This window comes from Thermus sp. CCB_US3_UF1, from assembly GCF_000236585.1.
GTDB lineage: Bacteria > Deinococcota > Deinococci > Deinococcales > Thermaceae > Thermus.
Genome location: NC_017278.1, coordinates 389,260 through 404,021, shown reverse-complemented (window position 1 = coordinate 404,021; position 14,762 = coordinate 389,260). Strand labels below are relative to the sequence as shown.

15 protein-coding genes are annotated in these 14,762 nt (G+C 68.2%); 10 read left to right on the top strand and 5 right to left on the bottom strand.

Annotated elements, in window-relative coordinates; translation table 11 throughout:
- Nucleotides 1-95 precede the first annotated feature (95 nt).
- Genes TCCBUS3UF1_RS01815 through TCCBUS3UF1_RS01805 form a run of 3 tightly spaced genes read left to right on the top strand, consistent with a single transcriptional unit; the run spans nucleotide 96 to nucleotide 2,139 of the window.
- A complete protein-coding gene (locus TCCBUS3UF1_RS01815; protein WP_014514792.1) occupies nucleotides 96-788 on the top strand; it encodes a sulfurtransferase in 693 nt (230 codons plus the stop codon).
- On the top strand, nucleotides 785-1,417 hold the full coding sequence (locus TCCBUS3UF1_RS01810) for an MBL fold metallo-hydrolase (RefSeq protein WP_014514791.1): 633 nt from the start codon (nucleotides 785-787) through the stop codon (nucleotides 1,415-1,417). Before TCCBUS3UF1_RS01815 ends, TCCBUS3UF1_RS01810 begins: the two co-directional genes overlap by 4 nt.
- Nucleotides 1,405-2,139, top strand: a complete 735-nt coding sequence (locus tag TCCBUS3UF1_RS01805; RefSeq protein WP_014514790.1) for a zinc ribbon domain-containing protein — start codon at nucleotides 1,405-1,407, stop codon at nucleotides 2,137-2,139. The genes TCCBUS3UF1_RS01810 and TCCBUS3UF1_RS01805 overlap by 13 nt, the downstream gene beginning before the upstream one ends.
- Before the next feature lie 4 nt (nucleotides 2,140-2,143).
- Here the strand turns inward: TCCBUS3UF1_RS01805 and TCCBUS3UF1_RS01800 are convergent, their stop codons facing one another.
- Complete coding sequence (locus tag TCCBUS3UF1_RS01800; RefSeq protein WP_014514789.1) at nucleotides 2,144-2,572, bottom strand: OsmC family protein; 429 nt, start codon at nucleotides 2,570-2,572, stop codon at nucleotides 2,144-2,146.
- A 102-nt stretch (nucleotides 2,573-2,674) separates the two neighbouring features.
- Between TCCBUS3UF1_RS01800 and TCCBUS3UF1_RS01795 the strand changes: the two genes are divergently transcribed.
- From TCCBUS3UF1_RS01795 to truA, 5 genes are all read left to right on the top strand, one after another.
- On the top strand, nucleotides 2,675-3,451 hold the full coding sequence (locus TCCBUS3UF1_RS01795) for a metalloenzyme (RefSeq protein ID WP_014514788.1): 777 nt from the start codon (nucleotides 2,675-2,677) through the stop codon (nucleotides 3,449-3,451).
- A gap of 75 nt (nucleotides 3,452-3,526) precedes the next feature.
- Nucleotides 3,527-4,522: an iron ABC transporter substrate-binding protein gene (locus TCCBUS3UF1_RS01790; protein WP_014514787.1), complete on the top strand. Its 996-nt coding sequence runs from the start codon at nucleotides 3,527-3,529 to the stop codon at nucleotides 4,520-4,522.
- Between the two features lies 1 nt (nucleotide 4,523).
- A complete protein-coding gene (locus tag TCCBUS3UF1_RS01785) occupies nucleotides 4,524-6,074 on the top strand; it encodes an iron ABC transporter permease (protein WP_014514786.1) in 1,551 nt (516 codons plus the stop codon).
- The gene (locus TCCBUS3UF1_RS01780) at nucleotides 6,053-7,111 is read left to right on the top strand and encodes an ABC transporter ATP-binding protein (RefSeq protein WP_041433668.1); all 1,059 of its coding nucleotides are present in this window, start codon (nucleotides 6,053-6,055) and stop codon (nucleotides 7,109-7,111) included. The genes TCCBUS3UF1_RS01785 and TCCBUS3UF1_RS01780 overlap by 22 nt, the downstream gene beginning before the upstream one ends.
- A 9-nt stretch (nucleotides 7,112-7,120) precedes the next feature.
- Nucleotides 7,121-7,882 (top strand): tRNA pseudouridine(38-40) synthase TruA, encoded by a 762-nt coding sequence (gene truA / locus TCCBUS3UF1_RS01775; RefSeq protein WP_014514784.1) that lies wholly within the window; start codon nucleotides 7,121-7,123, stop codon nucleotides 7,880-7,882.
- 44 nt (nucleotides 7,883-7,926) lie between these two features.
- Here truA and TCCBUS3UF1_RS01770 read toward each other — a convergent pair whose 3' ends face one another.
- The 4 genes from TCCBUS3UF1_RS01770 to erpA form a co-directional block, all read right to left on the bottom strand.
- Nucleotides 7,927-9,114 carry an ABC transporter permease gene (locus TCCBUS3UF1_RS01770; protein ID WP_014514783.1) on the bottom strand — a complete coding sequence of 396 codons (1,188 nt, stop codon included), beginning with the start codon at nucleotides 9,112-9,114 and terminating at the stop codon, nucleotides 7,927-7,929.
- A 9-nt stretch (nucleotides 9,115-9,123) separates the two neighbouring features.
- A complete protein-coding gene (locus TCCBUS3UF1_RS01765) occupies nucleotides 9,124-10,134 on the bottom strand; it encodes an ABC transporter permease (protein WP_014514782.1) in 1,011 nt (336 codons plus the stop codon).
- Between the two features lie 75 nt (nucleotides 10,135-10,209).
- Nucleotides 10,210-12,078 carry a peptide ABC transporter substrate-binding protein gene (locus TCCBUS3UF1_RS01760; RefSeq protein WP_014514781.1) on the bottom strand — a complete coding sequence of 623 codons (1,869 nt, stop codon included), beginning with the start codon at nucleotides 12,076-12,078 and terminating at the stop codon, nucleotides 10,210-10,212.
- 126 nt (nucleotides 12,079-12,204) lie between these two features.
- Nucleotides 12,205-12,582 carry an iron-sulfur cluster insertion protein ErpA gene (erpA, locus tag TCCBUS3UF1_RS01755; protein ID WP_014514779.1) on the bottom strand — a complete coding sequence of 126 codons (378 nt, stop codon included), beginning with the start codon at nucleotides 12,580-12,582 and terminating at the stop codon, nucleotides 12,205-12,207.
- Nucleotides 12,583-12,663: 81 nt separating this feature from the next.
- Between erpA and TCCBUS3UF1_RS01750 the strand changes: the two genes are divergently transcribed.
- Together TCCBUS3UF1_RS01750 and TCCBUS3UF1_RS01745 are read left to right on the top strand one after the other, a co-directional pair.
- Complete coding sequence (locus TCCBUS3UF1_RS01750) at nucleotides 12,664-13,794, top strand: Xaa-Pro peptidase family protein (protein WP_014514778.1); 1,131 nt, start codon at nucleotides 12,664-12,666, stop codon at nucleotides 13,792-13,794.
- Nucleotides 13,795-13,829: 35 nt separating this feature from the next.
- Nucleotides 13,830-14,762 carry a ribose-phosphate pyrophosphokinase gene (locus tag TCCBUS3UF1_RS01745; RefSeq protein WP_014514777.1) on the top strand — a complete coding sequence of 311 codons (933 nt, stop codon included), beginning with the start codon at nucleotides 13,830-13,832 and terminating at the stop codon, nucleotides 14,760-14,762.

The following is a 14,762-nucleotide window of genomic DNA, read 5'->3' as shown; positions in this document are numbered from 1 at the left end:
TATCACCTCCAGTTTCGCTTATAACATATGCGCCTAGTTTTGTCAAGTAGCCTTATCAGGTTAAGCTTACCCTGGCGCCGCCTATAATCAGGGGCATGGAGCTGCCGCAAGGTGCGGTTCTGGTGGATACCCGCCCCAGGGCCGCCTACGAGGCGGGCCACCTGCCCGGGGCCCGCCACCTGGACCTTTCCGCCCCCCGGCTCCGCCTGCGGGAGGAGGGCGAACTCAAGGCCCTGGAGGCCGGGCTCACCGAGCTTTTCCAAACCCTGGGCCTGGAAAGCCCCGTGGTCCTCTACGACGAGGGCCTCACCAGCCGCCTCTGCCGCACCGCCTTCTTCCTGGGCCTGGGGGGGCTGGAGGTGGAGCTTTGGACCGAGGGCTGGGAAGCCTACGCCACGGAAAAGGAGGAGCCCAAGCCCGAGCGGACCCAGGTGGAGGCCCGCCTCCGCCGGGACTGGCTTCTCACCGCCGACGAGGCCGCCCGCCACCCCCTCCTCCTGGACGTGCGCAGCCCCGAGGAGTTCCAGGGCAAGGTCCACCCCCCCTGCTGCCCCCGGGGCGGGCGGATCCCCGGAAGCCGCAACGCCCCCTTGGAGGTCTTCTTGGAGCCGGGAAGGGTGCTGGAACGGCTGGGGCTCGCCCCGGGCCAGGAGGTGGGGGTCTACTGCCACTCGGGGGCCCGGAGCGCCGTGGCCTTCTTCGTCCTACGGAGCCTGGGGGTGCGGGCCCGGAACTACCTGGGCTCCATGCACGAGTGGCTGGGGGAGGGCCTGCCCACCGAGCCATGAGGGTCTTCCGCCTCACCCTTGGCCCCCTGGAGGAGAACGCCTACCTGGTGGAGGGGCCGGAAGGGGCCCTCCTTATTGACCCGGGGGACGAGCCCGAGCGGATTTTAGGCCTCCTGGAGGCCACGGGCCTCACCCCCAAGGCCATACTCCTCACCCACGCCCATTTTGACCACGTGGGGGCGGTGGCCCCCTTGGTGGAGAGGCTCGCCCTCCCCGTCTTCCTCCATCCCCTGGACCTTCCCCTTTACCGCCACGCGGCGGAAGCGGCGCGGAGCTGGGGCCTCGCCATCCCCCAGCCCCCCCTTCCCGTGGAGCCCCTGGCGGAGGGAGGGCAGGCCTTTGGCCTAGAGGTTTGGCACCTCCCCGGCCACAGCCCTGGCCACGTGGCCTTCCTGTACCGCAAAGAGGAGGGCCCGCCCCAGGTATTCTCGGGGGACCTCCTCTTCCGGGGAAGCATCGGCCGGTATGACCTTCCCGGGGCCAGCCGGGAGGCCCTTTTCCGCTCCCTGAAACGCCTTCTCACCCTGCCCCCGGAAACCCAGGTCTACCCGGGGCACGGGCCCCCCACCACCCTGGGCCTCGAGGCCCGGGCGAACCCCTTCCTCAAGGGTTTAGAATGGGAGGCGTGAACGGGGCGGGACACGAAGCGCTCAAGGCCCTCTACGGGCTCCAGGAGAAGGACCTGGAAATAGACCGATTGCAAAAAGAAGTGGAGAGCCTCCCCGAGGAGCTCCTCGCGGTCAAGGCCCAGGTGGAAGCCCTGGAGGAGGAGCTTGAGGACCTTCTGGAGCGCCAAGCGGAGCTGCGCAAGGAGTACAACCGCCACAGCCTGGACATTGAGGACCTCACCGCCAAGGAGAAGCAGGCGGAGGCGGAGCAACGCCAGGCGCAAAGCGCCAGGGAGCAGACCCAGTACGAAAACCGCATCCAGCAGATCAAGGACCGCATCCGGGAGCTTTTGGAACTCTCCACCCCCCTCATGGAGGCCATGGAGAACCTGGAGGCGGAGATCGCCCGGGTGGAGGAGGAGCTTTCCGCCCTGCGCCCCCGGCTGGAAGAGCTCCTGGCCGCCAACCGGGACCGGGTGGAAGCCCTGAAGGCCGAGGTGGAGCGGCGCCTGGCGGAGCGGGCGGCCCTGGCCCAGGGCGTCCCCGCGGCGGTCCTCAAGGAGTACGAGGCCATCCGCCGGGCCCGCAAGGGGATGGGGATCGTGCGCATGACCCGCCAGGGCCAGGCCTTCCGCTGCGAGGGGTGCAACGTGGTCCTGCCCACCCACGTGGCCCAGAAGGTGGTGCAGGGGCAGCTCACGCGCTGCCCCTCCTGTGGCCGCCTCCTCTGGAAGGGGGAGTGAAGCCCTAAAGGAGGCGGGCCTCGAGGGCGATCTCCCCCACGCCCGCCAGGGCCCGGGAAACGGGGCACCCCTCCTTGGCCGCCTGGGCGATTTCCTGGAACTTCTCCGGGGAAATCCCGGGAACCTCCGCCTCGGTCACCAGCTCAATGCGGGCCAGGGTGGGCCTTCCCTCCACCATCTCCAGGTGCACCCGGGCCTCGGTGGCCACCCGCTTGGGCGGAAAGCCCTCCCGCTCCAAGGCCGCGGAAAGGGCCATGGAGAAGCACCCCGCGTGGGCCGCGGCGATCAGCTCCTCGGGGTTGGTGCCCGGCCCCTCCTCAAAGCGCGAGGGAAAGGAATAGGGTCCTTCAAAGGCCTGGCTCTGAAGCCGCATAACCCCCTTGCCGCTTCGCAAACCGCCTTCCCAAACCGCCTGCGCCTTCCTCACCGGCATATTCTGACCTCCACTTTCAGGATACTTGCGCCCTGGGGAAAATCTGGGGGAAAGGGCACCTTTGCCCTGGACGGCCCCCTTCCCTGGGAGCAGACTGAGGGCGTGCTCTTCCTCTTCGTGGACGGCCTAGGCCTCGGGGAAACCTTAGAAAGCCTCTTTCCCCTCCTCCTGGAACTGGACCCCAAACCCCTGGACGCCACCCTGGGGGTGGAGGGGCTGCCCCAGTCGGGCACGGGCCAGACCGCCCTCCTCACCGGGGCCAACGCCCCCCGCCTCCTCGGGTACCACCAAGGCCCCTTCCCCAGCCCCAGGCTACGGCCCCTCCTGCGGCAAAGCCTATACGCCTGGGCCCGGGCTCAGGGCCTGAAGGTGCTCCACGCCAACGCCTACCGACCGGAGTACCTGAGGCGGGCCACGGAGGGGCGGAGGCTCCTCCTCTCCGCCTTCGCCCAGGCCGCCCGCCTGGCCGGCCTTCCCCTCCTCCCCCTGGGCCATCCCCTGGCCCTGCCCCCGGCCTTTTGGGAGGACCCCTACGGAATGGGGGCCCGGGCCGCGGCCCTGGCCCGGGCCTTCCCCCTGGTGGTGCTGGAGTACTGGGCCTTGGACCTGGCCGCCCACCGCTTTCCCGAAACCCTTCCCCAGCGCTTCCAGGAGCTTTCCCTCTTCCTCAAGGGCTTCCTGGCAGAAGGGGGAACCCTCCTCCTCACCTCGGACCACGGCAACGCCGAGGAACCCTGGCACCCCCAGCACACCCGCAACCCCGTGCCCCTGGTCTACACCGGCCAGGGTCCCGAGGGACCCCAGGACCTCACAGGGGTCCTGCCCTGGTTGCAAACGATTATCACTTCTAAACTTAGAAAATCCGACCGGAATACTTGACTTTATCCCGGGGCTGGGTTAGGGTAGCCAAGCGGAAACCCTTGGCCCCCCAAGGGGGGCCAGGAAGGAGGCACGATGCGACGCAGGCAGCTTCTCACCCTGATCGGCACGGCGGCCCTCGGCCTGAGCCTAGCCCAGCAGCCCACCTTGGTGATCTATTCCGGGCGCGGGCAGAGCCTGGTGGAACCCCTGGTGCGGCAGTTCCAGGAGGAGACCGGGATCCGCGTCCAGGTGCGTTACGGCACCGATGCCCAGATCCTGGCCACCCTGCAGGAGGAGGGCAGCCGCTCCCCCGCCGACCTCTTCTGGGCCAACACCGCCGGGGCCTTGGGCCAGGCGGCGGCCAAAGGCCTCCTCCGCCCCCTGGGGGCCACCCTCCTCAAGCAACCCTTGGCCTTCGTGCCCACCTCCCAGGCCTGGGTCCCGGTCACGGTGCGCCTCCGGGTGCTGGCCTACAACCCGCAGAGGTTCAAGCCGGAAGAGCTTCCCCAAAGCCTCCTGGACCTGCCCCGCTTCGCCCAGGAAAAGGGCCTACTGGGCCGGGTGGGCTGGACCCCCACCTATTCCAGCTTCCAGGACATGGTGGCGGGGATCATCGCCCTCCACGGGGAGGCCAAGGCCCGGGAGTGGCTTCTGGCCATGAAGGCCCTGAACCCCAAGGCCTACGCCTCCAACCCCGCCATGCTGGAGGCCATCCGGGCCGGGGAGATCGATCTGGGCTCCACCAACCACTACTACGTGGTGCGCTTCCGCCGGGCGGGGTACAGCCTGGGCCTCCACCACTTCAAGGAAGGGGATGTGGGCAACCTGGCCCTGGTGACCGGGGCGGGCATCCTCAAGACCTCCAAGAACCTGGTGGCCGCCAACCGCTTCCTCACCCACCTCCTTTCGGCCAAGGGGCAACAGTACTTTGTGGGCAACGTGGGGGAGTACCCCCTGGTCAAGGGGGTGGTGGCCGATGCCAACCTCCTTCCCCTGGAGGAAGCCCTCAAGAAGAGCCCCCGCCTGGACTTTGAGAAACTCCCCCTGGAGCAGGCCCTAAAGCTCTTGAGGGAGCTGGGCATCCTCTAGCATGCTCCAAAGGCGGCTTTCCCACTTCCCCGGGCTTCTGCCCTTCCTGGTACCCGCCCTCCTCACGGGGGGCGGGGTGGCCCTGCCCCTCCTTTACCTGCTCCTGCGGGCCTTGGAAGCGGAGGGAGCCGCCTTGGGGGAGATCCTCTTCCGTCCCAAAAACCTGGAGCTCCTGGGGAACACCCTGGGCCTTCTCCTGGGTGTCCTCCTCCTCACTACCCTCCTGGCCTTGCCCCTGGCCTTCCTCACCACCCGCACCGACCTGAGGGGCAAGCGCCTCCTTTCCGTCCTCCTCACCCTGCCCCTGGCCCTTCCCGGCTACGTGGGGGCCTACGTCCTTCTGGCGGCCACGGGACCTGGGGGGCTTTTGCCCCTCCCCCGGCCTGAAGGGTACTGGGGGGCCTTGCTGGTCCTCTCCCTCCTCACCTACCCCTACCTTTTCCTCTCCCTGCGGGCCGCCTTTCTGGGCCTGGATCCCTCCTTGGAGGAGGCGGCGCGCACCCTGGGCCTGGGCCCATGGCGGGCCTTCTTCCAGGCCACCTTCCCCCAGCTTCTCCCGGCCCTGCTTTCCGGCTACCTGGTGGTGGGGCTCCACGTCCTGGGGGACTTCGGCACCGTGAGCCTCCTGCGCTACGAGACCTTTTCCTATGCCATCTACCTGCAGTACAACGCAGCCTTTGACCGGGTGTACGCCGCCTGGCTGGCCCTTTTCCTCCTGGGGCTGACCGGGGGGCTCCTCCTCCTAGAGGGCTGGCTGCTGCGCCGCCCCAGCCTGGCCCGCACCGGGAAAGGGGCAGGGCGGCGGGCCCGGGCCATCCCCTTAGGCCCCTGGGCCCCCCTGGCCTACCTCCTGGTCCTCCTGCCGCTCCTTCTGGCCCTGGTCCTGCCCTTTTCCGCCCTGTTCCACCTGGCGAGCCGCTTCCCCAGGGAGGGCTTCCTGGGCCTAGGGGAGGCCTTCCTCCACTCCGCCTTGGCCGCGGGGCCCGCCGCCTTCCTGGCCGTGGGGATGGCCCTGCCCCTGGCCTACCTGGCCGTGCGCCACCCCTCCCCGGCCTCCCGGGCCCTGGAGAGGCTGGCCTACCTGGGCTATGCCATCCCCCCTTTGGCCTTCGCCCTGGCCTGGATCTTCTTCAGCCTGCGGAGCCTGCCCTTCCTGTACGGCACCCTACCCCTTTTGGTCCTGGTCCTGGGCTTCCACTTCCTGGCGGAAAGCCTGGGGCCCATCCGGGGAGCCCTGCACCAGGTGCCGCGGCGCCTCGAGGAGGCCGCCCGCACCCTGGGGGAAACCCCCACGGGGGCCTTCTTCCGCGTGACCTTCCCCTTGCTGTGGCGGGGGGCGGTGGCCGGGGGGGCCCTGGCCTTCATCGGGGCGGTGAAGGAGCTCCCCCTCACCCTCCTCCTGGCCCCCATGGGCTACGCCACCCTGAGCACCCGGGTTTTCAGCTACACTCAGGAAGCCATGTTCGCCGAGGCCGCCCCCTTCGCCCTCCTCATCGCCCTCCTTTCGGCGGCCTTCGTGGGGGTGTTGCTTTGGAGCGAGCGCCGCTTCTAAAACTGGAGGGGGTCCGGAAGCGCTTCGGGGAGCACGAGGTGCTCAAGGGGATTGACCTCGAGGTCTACCCGGGGGAGATCCTGGCCCTCCTGGGCCCCTCGGGGTGCGGCAAGACCACCCTGTTGCGGGTGGTGGCTGGGCTGGAAAGCCCGGAGGAGGGCCGGGTGGTCCTGGAGGGACGGGAGATCACCCCCCTGCCCCCCGAGCGGCGGGGGATAGGCTTTGTCTTCCAGGACTACGCCCTCTTCCCCCACCTCACCGCCTTGGGCAACGTGGCCTTTGGCCTTAAGGGCAAGGACCGCTGGGAGCGGGCCAGGAAGGCCCTGGAGCGGGTGGGCATGACCCTCTTCCAGGACCGCAGGCCCGGGGAGCTCTCGGGAGGGCAGCAGCAGCGCATCGCCCTGGCCCGGGCCCTGGCTCCCGGGCCCAAGCTGGTGCTCCTGGACGAGCCCTTCTCCAGCCTGGATGCCAGCCTGCGGGCGGCCACCCGGGAGGAGGTGCGCAAGATCCTCAAGGAGACCGGGACCACCGCCCTCCTGGTCACCCACGACCAGGAGGAGGCCCTCTCCTTCGCCGACCGCCTGGGGGTGATGCGGGGAGGGCGGCTGGAGCAGGTGGGCACGCCCGAGGCGGTCTACCTGCGGCCCCGGACCCCCTTTGTGGCCCAGTTCCTGGGGCGCACCAACCTCCTCCCTGGGGAAGGCAAGGGCCGGCAGGCGGAGACCTGCCTAGGCCCCGTGCCCCTGGCGGAACCCGCCTTTGGGCCCCTTCTCCTCTCCCTCCGCCCCGAGGCCCTAAGGCTCTTTCCTCCTGGGGCCGGGCCCGGGCCGGGGGCCCTGGGGGTGGTGGTGGCCCGGGAGTTCAAGGGGCACGACCTCACCTACCGCGTACGCCTCCTGGCCCCGGAACGGGAGCTATTGGTGCAGGAGGGGCCGGAAAGCCCTTTCCGCCCGGGGGACCAGGTCTGGGTGGGGGTGGCCGGGACGGGGGTGGCCCTCGAGGGGCCCCCGCCCAGAACCCCCGTGGGCACGGATTAAGCTTTTCCCGTGCGCCGCATCCTCATCCTCGCCGAGTACGACGGGACCGGGTTCGCTGGCCTACAGCGGCAAAGACCAGGGCTGCGCACCGTCCAGGGAGAGCTGGAAGGAGCCCTGGCCCGCATCGGGGCCATCCCCAAGGCGGTGGCCGCAGGCCGCACCGACGCCGGGGTCCACGCCCTGGCCATGCCCTTCCACGTGGATCTCCCCGGGAGGATCCCCACGGAAAGGATCCCTGAGGCCCTCAACCGCCTCCTCCCCGAGGACCTGAAGGTCCTTAGGGCCCAGGAGGTGGCCCAGGACTTCCACGCCCGCAAGGATGCCCTCTGGCGGGCCTACCGTTACCGGGTCCTCCTCAGGCCCCACCCCTCCCCCCTCCTGCGCCACCGGGCCCTCTGGCTGCGCCACCCCCTGGACCTTGAGGCCATGGAGGAGGCCCTTCCCCTCCTCCTGGGGCGGCACAACTTCCTGGGCTTCGCCAAGGAGGAGGTGCGGGAAGGGACAAGGGAACTTCTGGAGGCCCGGCTGGAGCGGGTGGAAGGGGAAGCGGGGCCAGAGCTTCGCTTCTACTTCCGGGGAACGAGCTTCCTCCGCGGCCAGGTGCGGGGGATGGTGGGCACCCTTTTGGAGGTGGGCCTGGGCAAGCGCCCTCCGGAAAGCCTCAAGGCCATCCTGGAAACCGCGGACCGTCGCCTGGCCGGCCCCTCGGCCCCGGCCCAGGGGCTTTACTTCCTCGAGGCCGCCTACCCCCGGGAAAAACTCCTCCCCTAGGCCAAGGGCGGCCCCCCGGGGGGGCCGCCTCTTCCAGGAAGGGGTTAGAGCCGGCTCCTGGGGTCCAGGGCGTCCCGCAGGCCGTCCCCCAGGTAGTTGAAGGCCAAGACGGTGATGAAGATCATGAAGCCCGGGGGCAGGGCCAGCCAGGGGGCGGTGAAGATGTACTCCTGGGCGTTGGTGAGCATGTTGCCCCAGGTGGCCACCGGGGGCTGGATGCCAAAGCCCAGGAAGGAGAGGGCGGCCTCGGTGAGGATGGCCCCACCCACCTGCAGGGTGGCCTGGACGACGAGGGGGGCGATGGTGTTGGGCACCAGGTGGCGGAACATGATGCGCCCATCCGTGGCCCCCAGGGCCTGGGCGGCGGTGGCGTAGTCCTGCTCCCTCAGGGAAAGGATGTTGCCCCGCACCAGCCGGGCCGTGCCCAGCCAGCCGAAGAGGACCAGGATGGTGATGATGATGAAGACGCTGGCGGCATCGCCGAAGACCCCTTGGGCCCACTGCCCCACCTTCACCCCGGGGTCGCGCAGGAGGGCGGAAAGCACCAGGAGCAGGGGCAGGGTGGGGATGGTGAGCATGAAGTCAATGAGGCGGCTGATGAGGATGTCCAGGTCCAGGCGGATCTGGCCCCAAAGCCCGTACCAGGCCGCCCAAAGGGCCAAGGCCAGGGTAAGCCCAAAGCCCAGGTAGCTCCCCAGGCTCCCCGCCTGGATCCCATCCCGGGCCAAGGCCCAGGCGATGGAGACCACCAGGTACAAAACCCCGTAGTAGAGGAACCAGGAAACCACCCGCCACAAGGCGAAGCCCCAAGGGTAAAACCCCTCCCGCTCCCGGCGCAAGGGGCCCAGGTAGAAGCGGAGGGGCCGGCCGGAAAAGTACCCGGCCAGGGTGCCCATGATGGTCCCCAGGATCACGCTGGAAAGGGCCACGGCAAAGCCCACCAGCAAGGAGATGCGGGAACCGTAGATGATGCGGGAGAGCACGTCCCGCCCCAGGTCGTCCGTGCCCAAGAGGTGCTCCCGGGAGGGGGGGTTGAAGTAGTACTGGCCCACGTCCTCCCCCGTGGGCTGGGCCGTGGGGTCGTAAGGGGCGATCCAGGGGGCAAGGAGGGCCATCAGGATCAGGAGAACGATGACCACCAGGCCCGCCATGGCCATCTTGTGCCGCCTAAGGCGGCGCCAGAAGAGGCCCAAAAAGGTACGGGGCTTAGGGGAAGCGGTTGCCGTCGCCACGGTTCACCTCTAGCTGTAACGGATGCGGGGGTCCACCACCGCGTAGGCCAGGTCCGCCAAAAGGTTGAAGAGGGCGGTCATCAGGGCCAAAAAGGCCAGGGCCGCCATGGCCACGTTGTAGTCCTTCTCCACCAGGGCGTCAAAGATGGCCCGGCCCATCCCCGGGTAGCTGAAGATGGTCTCGGTGATGGTGGCCCCGCCCAGAACCCCAGGGATGGCCAGGCCCACCAGGGTCACGATGGGGATGAGGGCGTTGCGCAGGGCGTGCTTGTAGAGCACCACCCGCTCGGCAAGCCCCTTGGCCCGGGCGGTGCGGATGTAGTCCTGGGAAAGCACCTCCAGCAAAGAGGCCCGCATGAACCGGGTCCACTCCGCCATCTGCAAGGAGGAGAGGGCCAAAACGGGCAGGATCAGGTGCCAGGCCCACTGCCCCAGGAACTGGCCCAAGCCGATGTTCCCCGAGCGCACGTCCTCCCAGAGGATGCCCGGCACCCCCCCGGTGGGGAAGCGGGGGAAACCGGGGATATGGTCGGGAAGCCAGATGGCGAAGAGGTAGAGGAGGAGGATGCCCAGGAAGAAGACCGGCATGGAAAAGCCCACGAAGGAGAGGAAGGTGATGGCGTAGTCCGCCAAGGAGTACTGGCGCACCGCCGAGAACACCCCCACGGGGATGGCCACCAAGAGGGCCAAGGTCAAGGCCAGCCCAGAGAGGAGGAGGGTCTTGGGCAGGCGCTGCACGAAGATGTACTCCGCCGCCGGGATGCCGTAGGTACGGCTGTAACCCAGATCCCCCTGGACCGCCCGGGAAAGCCACTTGAAGTAGCGGATGTGGATCGGCTGGTCCAGGCCGTAGGCCCGCTTCAAGGCCTCAAACTGCTCGGCGGTCATGCGGGGGTTCTGCCGCCTGAGCTCGTCCAAAGGGTCCCCAGGCTGCAGGGCCAAAAGCGCGTAGATGACCACGCTGGCCGCCAGGAGCAAAGGGACCATCTGCAAAAGCCTGCGCACCGTGTAGGCAAACACCCTTGTACCTCCCGTTTATGGCACTCAAAAAGCCCGCTGGGCTTTAGCCCAGCGGGCCCCACTATACCACCCAGGCTACTTGACGGAAAGGGCGTACTTCGCCTGGTCCCACTTCTTCACGGCCCCGCGGCTCTCCCAGCCGATCTCCCAGGCGTTCCAGCCGGGGTAGCCGTAGCCGCCGGAGTAGGCGCTGGCCACGTAGTTCACGAGGCCCTTCCGCACCACGTAGGGGTTGGCGCGGAAGTAGAGGGGAAGCGCGGGAAGCTCCTCGGCCCAGATCTCCTGGGCGCGGGCGAAGAGGGCCTTGCGCTTGGCCTCGTCAAACTCCAGGACGGCCTGGCTCGTCAGGCGGTCAAACTCGTCGTTCCGCCAGCCGCCGATGTTCTGGCCCTGGTAGTTGTTCTCCTTGGTGGGGACCATGATGGCCCCGGTGTTCAGGTTCTTGTACTGGAAGAGGCCACCGTCCTCCTGCAGGTTGGAGACCCAGGCGAACTCAAACATCCCCGTCCACTTGCACTCGGAGGCGCGCTGGATGTAGTCGTCGGCGAAGACCACGGCGGAGGGAGCGTTGTTGATCTTGACGGCGATGCCGATCTTCTTGAGGTCCTCGGCGAAGAACTGCTGGGTGCGCTCGCGGATGGCGTTGCCGGCGGTGGTCACGAACTCGATCTCAAACCGCACGGTACGGCCGCCCACGGTGCGTTGCAGGATGCCGTCCGGCCCCTTGCGCCAGCCCATCTCCGCCAGGAGGGCCTCGGCCTTCTGCAGGTCAAACTCGTACTTCCTGACGTTGGGGTTGAAGAGGGGGTTGACGGGGGCGATCCAGGTGTGGGCCACGGGCTGGAGGCCGTCAAAGAAAGCCTTCACCAGGCCCTCGCGGTTCATGGCGTGGAGCAGGGCCCGGCGGGTGCGCACGTCGTTCAGGCCCAGGTCGCGCACGGCCTGGCAGTTCTCAAACTTGTTGATGTCGATGTGCTCCCAGATGGCCCCGGGCACGAACCAGATGTCAAAGCGGCCAGGGGCGCGGGAGGTGAGCTGGCGGGAGCGGCCCTGGTCAAAGGTGAGGGCCACGCTGGAGGTGGCGTCGATGGAGCCGCCGATCACCGCCACCAGGAGGGAGTTGGTGTTCTGGATGAAGCGGTAGACCACCTTCTGCACGTAGCGGCTCTCCCCGCCTTCCGGCTTGATGGGGAAGTTGGGGTTCCGCTCCATCTCAATGGAGTTGCCGGGCACCCAGCGCTTCAGGGTAAAGGCCCCGGAGTAGACCATGGCGCCCTTGTTGAGCTCGGCCGGGGTGGAGAACTTGAGGAAGAAGTTGCGGTAAAGCTCGTTGAGGCGCTGGGCGTCCTTGTCGGGATCCAGGTTGCGGGCCGCGGCCTTCACCTTCTCCCACTCGGGGCCCATCACGTGCTTGGGGGCGTAGCCGATGGGGGAGCCGTAGGTGTCGTAGTAGTAGGCGGGCTCAAAGATCACGGTAAAGTTGCGGACGTCCCTTACCTGGAGCTGCACCCGGTCCCAGTAGTCCGGGTTCAGGACGGGCATGCCCTTGGCCTTGCCCACCTCGTAGTAGAAGGCCACGTCCTCGGTGGTGATGGGGCGGCCGTCGGACCAGCGGGCATCGGGACGGATGGTGAGGTCCATCTCCAGGCGCTTCTTGCCCCCGCCGATGTCCCGCACCCGCAGGCGTCCGTTCTGCTGGGTGGGCACCTCGGTGGCCAGAACGGGGAAGTTCTGGCTGTCGGCGTTGAAGCCGATCAGGGGGGCGAAGAGGTACTGCTGGATCTCGCTCTTGATGGCCTGGTTGGAGATGACGTTGAGGAAGTCCCCGGCCAGCACCCTGGGCTCCTGGGAAGCCCCAATGACCAGGCTGTTGTCCTGGGGCCCCGCCAAGGCCAGGCCCAGAGCGGTTAAACCGAGTACAGCCAGCTTGCCTAGTTTCCTCATATGGCCTCCTTTCGTGTGCGGCACTCCCTTAGTGGCCGAGGCTATTATACGCTTGCCCTTCTGAAGGTCAATGGGAAAAGGCTAAGGGGCCTGGTTTCAGGCCCCTTGGGAAGCCCTTAGGAGGAGCTAGTGGCCGCAGGTGCGGGCCTCCCCCTCCTGGTCCTTGGTGCGGAAGGAATGGCCGCAGCCGCAGGTGCTGGCGGCGTTGGGGTTGTGCACGGTGAAACCGCCCCCCATGAGGCTTTCCACCCAGTCGATCTCCGAGCCCACCAGGTAGGGGAGGGACATGGGGTCCACCACCAGCCGCACCCCGTGCATCTCCACGAAGGTGTCCCCCTCCAGTTCCCGCTCGTCCACGGCCATGCCGTACTGGAAGCCCGAGCAGCCACCGGATTTGATGTACACCCGGATGGCCGCGTGCTCCTTGCCGTAGCGGGCCAGGATCTCCTTGGCCTTTTCCGCCGCCAGGGGGGTGATGCGGATGACTTCCTGGGTCTCGACCATGCCCCAAACCTCCTTACCCCCTACCCTAGCACGGAAGGGGCAGGCAAACGTGCATCAGGTTGCAGGGGATAGGATGGGGGCATGGACCTACCCCGCGTTCAGGAAGCCCTGCGGGAAGAGGGGGTGGACGGCTGGCTCCTCTTTTCCTTTGGGAGGGGCAACCCCCTGGCCCTGGAAGTCCTCTCCCTGGGCCACCTCCACCTCACCCGCCGCTTCGCCTACCTCCTCCCCAAGGAGGGAGAGCCCCTCCTCCTTTGCCACGCCATTGAGGAAAGCCTCTTCCCTCCCCTACCGGGAAGGCGGCGAACCTACCACTCCTGGCAAGGCCTTTTGGAGGGGCTTTCCCAGGCCCTAAGGGGCCTGCGGCGCATCGCCTTGGAGTACGTGCCCGGGGGGCAGATCCCCTACCTTTCCCGGGTGGACGGGGGCACCTTGGACCTGCTCCGGGGGATGGGCTTGGAACTCGTCTCCTCCTGGCCCCTCCTCCTCCTCTTCCAGACCTGGGGGGAGGAGAAGTTGCAGCGCCACCGCCGGGCAGCCAAGGGCCTGGTGGCCGCCAAGGAAGAGGCCCTGGCCTTCCTAAAGGCCCATCCCCGGGCCACGGAAAGGGAGGTGCAGGCGGTGCTGGTGAGCTCCTTGCGGGCCTCGAGCCTGGTCTTTGACCACCCCCCCATGGTGGCCTTTGGCCCCAACGCCGCCAACCCCCACCACGAGCCGGGGGAAAAGCGCCTGGAGGAGGGGGAGGTGGTCCTCCTGGACCTCTGGGCCAAGGAACCGGGTGGGGTCTACGCCGACCTCACCTGGATGGCGGGCCTGGGGCCCCTCGAGGCCGCCCACCGCGCCTTCCAGGCCGTGGCCAAGGCCCGGGACGAGGCCCTGCGCTTCGTGGCGGAACGGTACCGGGAGGGGCGCTTCCCCTTGGGCTTTGAGGTGGACCGGGTGGCCCGGGGGGTGTTGGAGGCCGAGGGGTATGGGGCCTACGTCCGCCACCGCACGGGGCACAACCTGGGGGAGGAGGTGCACGGCTCTGGCCCCCACCTGGACGACCTGGAAACCCACGATTTCCGCCCCCTGGTGCCGGGCCTGGCCTTCACCGTGGAGCCTGGGGTCTACCTGCCAGGGTTTGGCGTGCGCACCGAGGTGGACGTCTACCTCCACCGGGAGGGCCCGGAGGTCACCACCCCCCTGCAGCGGGAAATCACCCCCCTCTAGGCATACCCGGGGGGCGTGGTATCTTGGGGAACGGCATGGACCGCCCCCTCCTGATCTTTTCCGGCCAGTCCAACCGCCCCCTGGCCCAGGCCATCGCCGAGGCCCTGGGCCTCCCCTTGGGGAGGAGCACCACGGTGCGCTTCGCCAACGACAACCTCTTCGTGCGCTTTGAGGAGAGCCTTCGGGAAGGCGACGTGTTCCTCGTCCAGTCCCTGACCCCCCCGGTACAGGACCACCTCATGGAGCTCCTCATGATGATCGACGCCGCCAAGGGGGCCAGCGCCGCCCGGGTCACGGCCGTCATCCCCTACTTCTCCTACGCCCGCAGCGACAAGAAGGACGCCCCCCGCATCTCCATCGCCGCCAGGCTTATCGCCGACCTCTTGCAAACCGCCGGGGCGGACAGGGTCCTCACCATGACCCTCCACTCCCCCCAGGTGCACGGCTTCTTCAAGATCCCCGTGGACCACCTCTCTGCCGAGCCGGTGATCGCCAACCACTTCGCCACCCGGGTGGACCTGGAAAACGCGGTGGTGGTGGCCCCCGATGCCGGGGACATCAAGCGGGCCAGCTCCCTGGCCCGCCGCCTGGGCCTACCCCTGGCCTTCATTGACAAGGAGCGGGTTTCCGACACCGAGGTACGGGTACGGATGCTGGTGGGGGAGGTGGAGGGCAAGACGGCCCTGATCGTGGACGACGAGATCTCCACCGCCGGGAGCCTGGTGGAGGCGGTGGAGGCCCTCCTCCAGGCCGGGGCCAAGGAGGTGTACGCCGCCGCTACCCACGGGGTTTACGTGGGGCCGGCCCTGGAGCGGATCGCCAAGAGCCCGGTGCGGGAGGTGGCGGCCACCGACACCTGCCTCCCCAAGGAAGGCCCCAAGCTCAAGACCCTGACCGTGGCCCCCCTCTTCGCCGAGGCCATCTGGCGCATCCACCGGGGGGAGTCGGTCTCCAGCCTCTTCACCTAG

Coding starts and splice junctions, on each gene's coding strand:
- TCCBUS3UF1_RS01750 (WP_014514778.1), top strand. CDS start 12,664: ATGGACCTACCCCGCGTTCAGGAAGCCCTGCGGGAAGAGGGGGTGGAC.
- TCCBUS3UF1_RS01815 (WP_014514792.1), top strand. CDS start 96: ATGGAGCTGCCGCAAGGTGCGGTTCTGGTGGATACCCGCCCCAGGGCC.
- TCCBUS3UF1_RS01800 (WP_014514789.1), bottom strand. CDS start 2,572: ATGCCGGTGAGGAAGGCGCAGGCGGTTTGGGAAGGCGGTTTGCGAAGC.
- erpA (WP_014514779.1), bottom strand. CDS start 12,582: ATGGTCGAGACCCAGGAAGTCATCCGCATCACCCCCCTGGCGGCGGAA.
- TCCBUS3UF1_RS01760 (WP_014514781.1), bottom strand. CDS start 12,078: ATGAGGAAACTAGGCAAGCTGGCTGTACTCGGTTTAACCGCTCTGGGC.
- TCCBUS3UF1_RS01805 (WP_014514790.1), top strand. CDS start 1,405: ATGGGAGGCGTGAACGGGGCGGGACACGAAGCGCTCAAGGCCCTCTAC.
- TCCBUS3UF1_RS01810 (WP_014514791.1), top strand. CDS start 785: ATGAGGGTCTTCCGCCTCACCCTTGGCCCCCTGGAGGAGAACGCCTAC.
- TCCBUS3UF1_RS01745 (WP_014514777.1), top strand. CDS start 13,830: ATGGACCGCCCCCTCCTGATCTTTTCCGGCCAGTCCAACCGCCCCCTG.
- TCCBUS3UF1_RS01790 (WP_014514787.1), top strand. CDS start 3,527: ATGCGACGCAGGCAGCTTCTCACCCTGATCGGCACGGCGGCCCTCGGC.
- TCCBUS3UF1_RS01785 (WP_014514786.1), top strand. CDS start 4,524: ATGCTCCAAAGGCGGCTTTCCCACTTCCCCGGGCTTCTGCCCTTCCTG.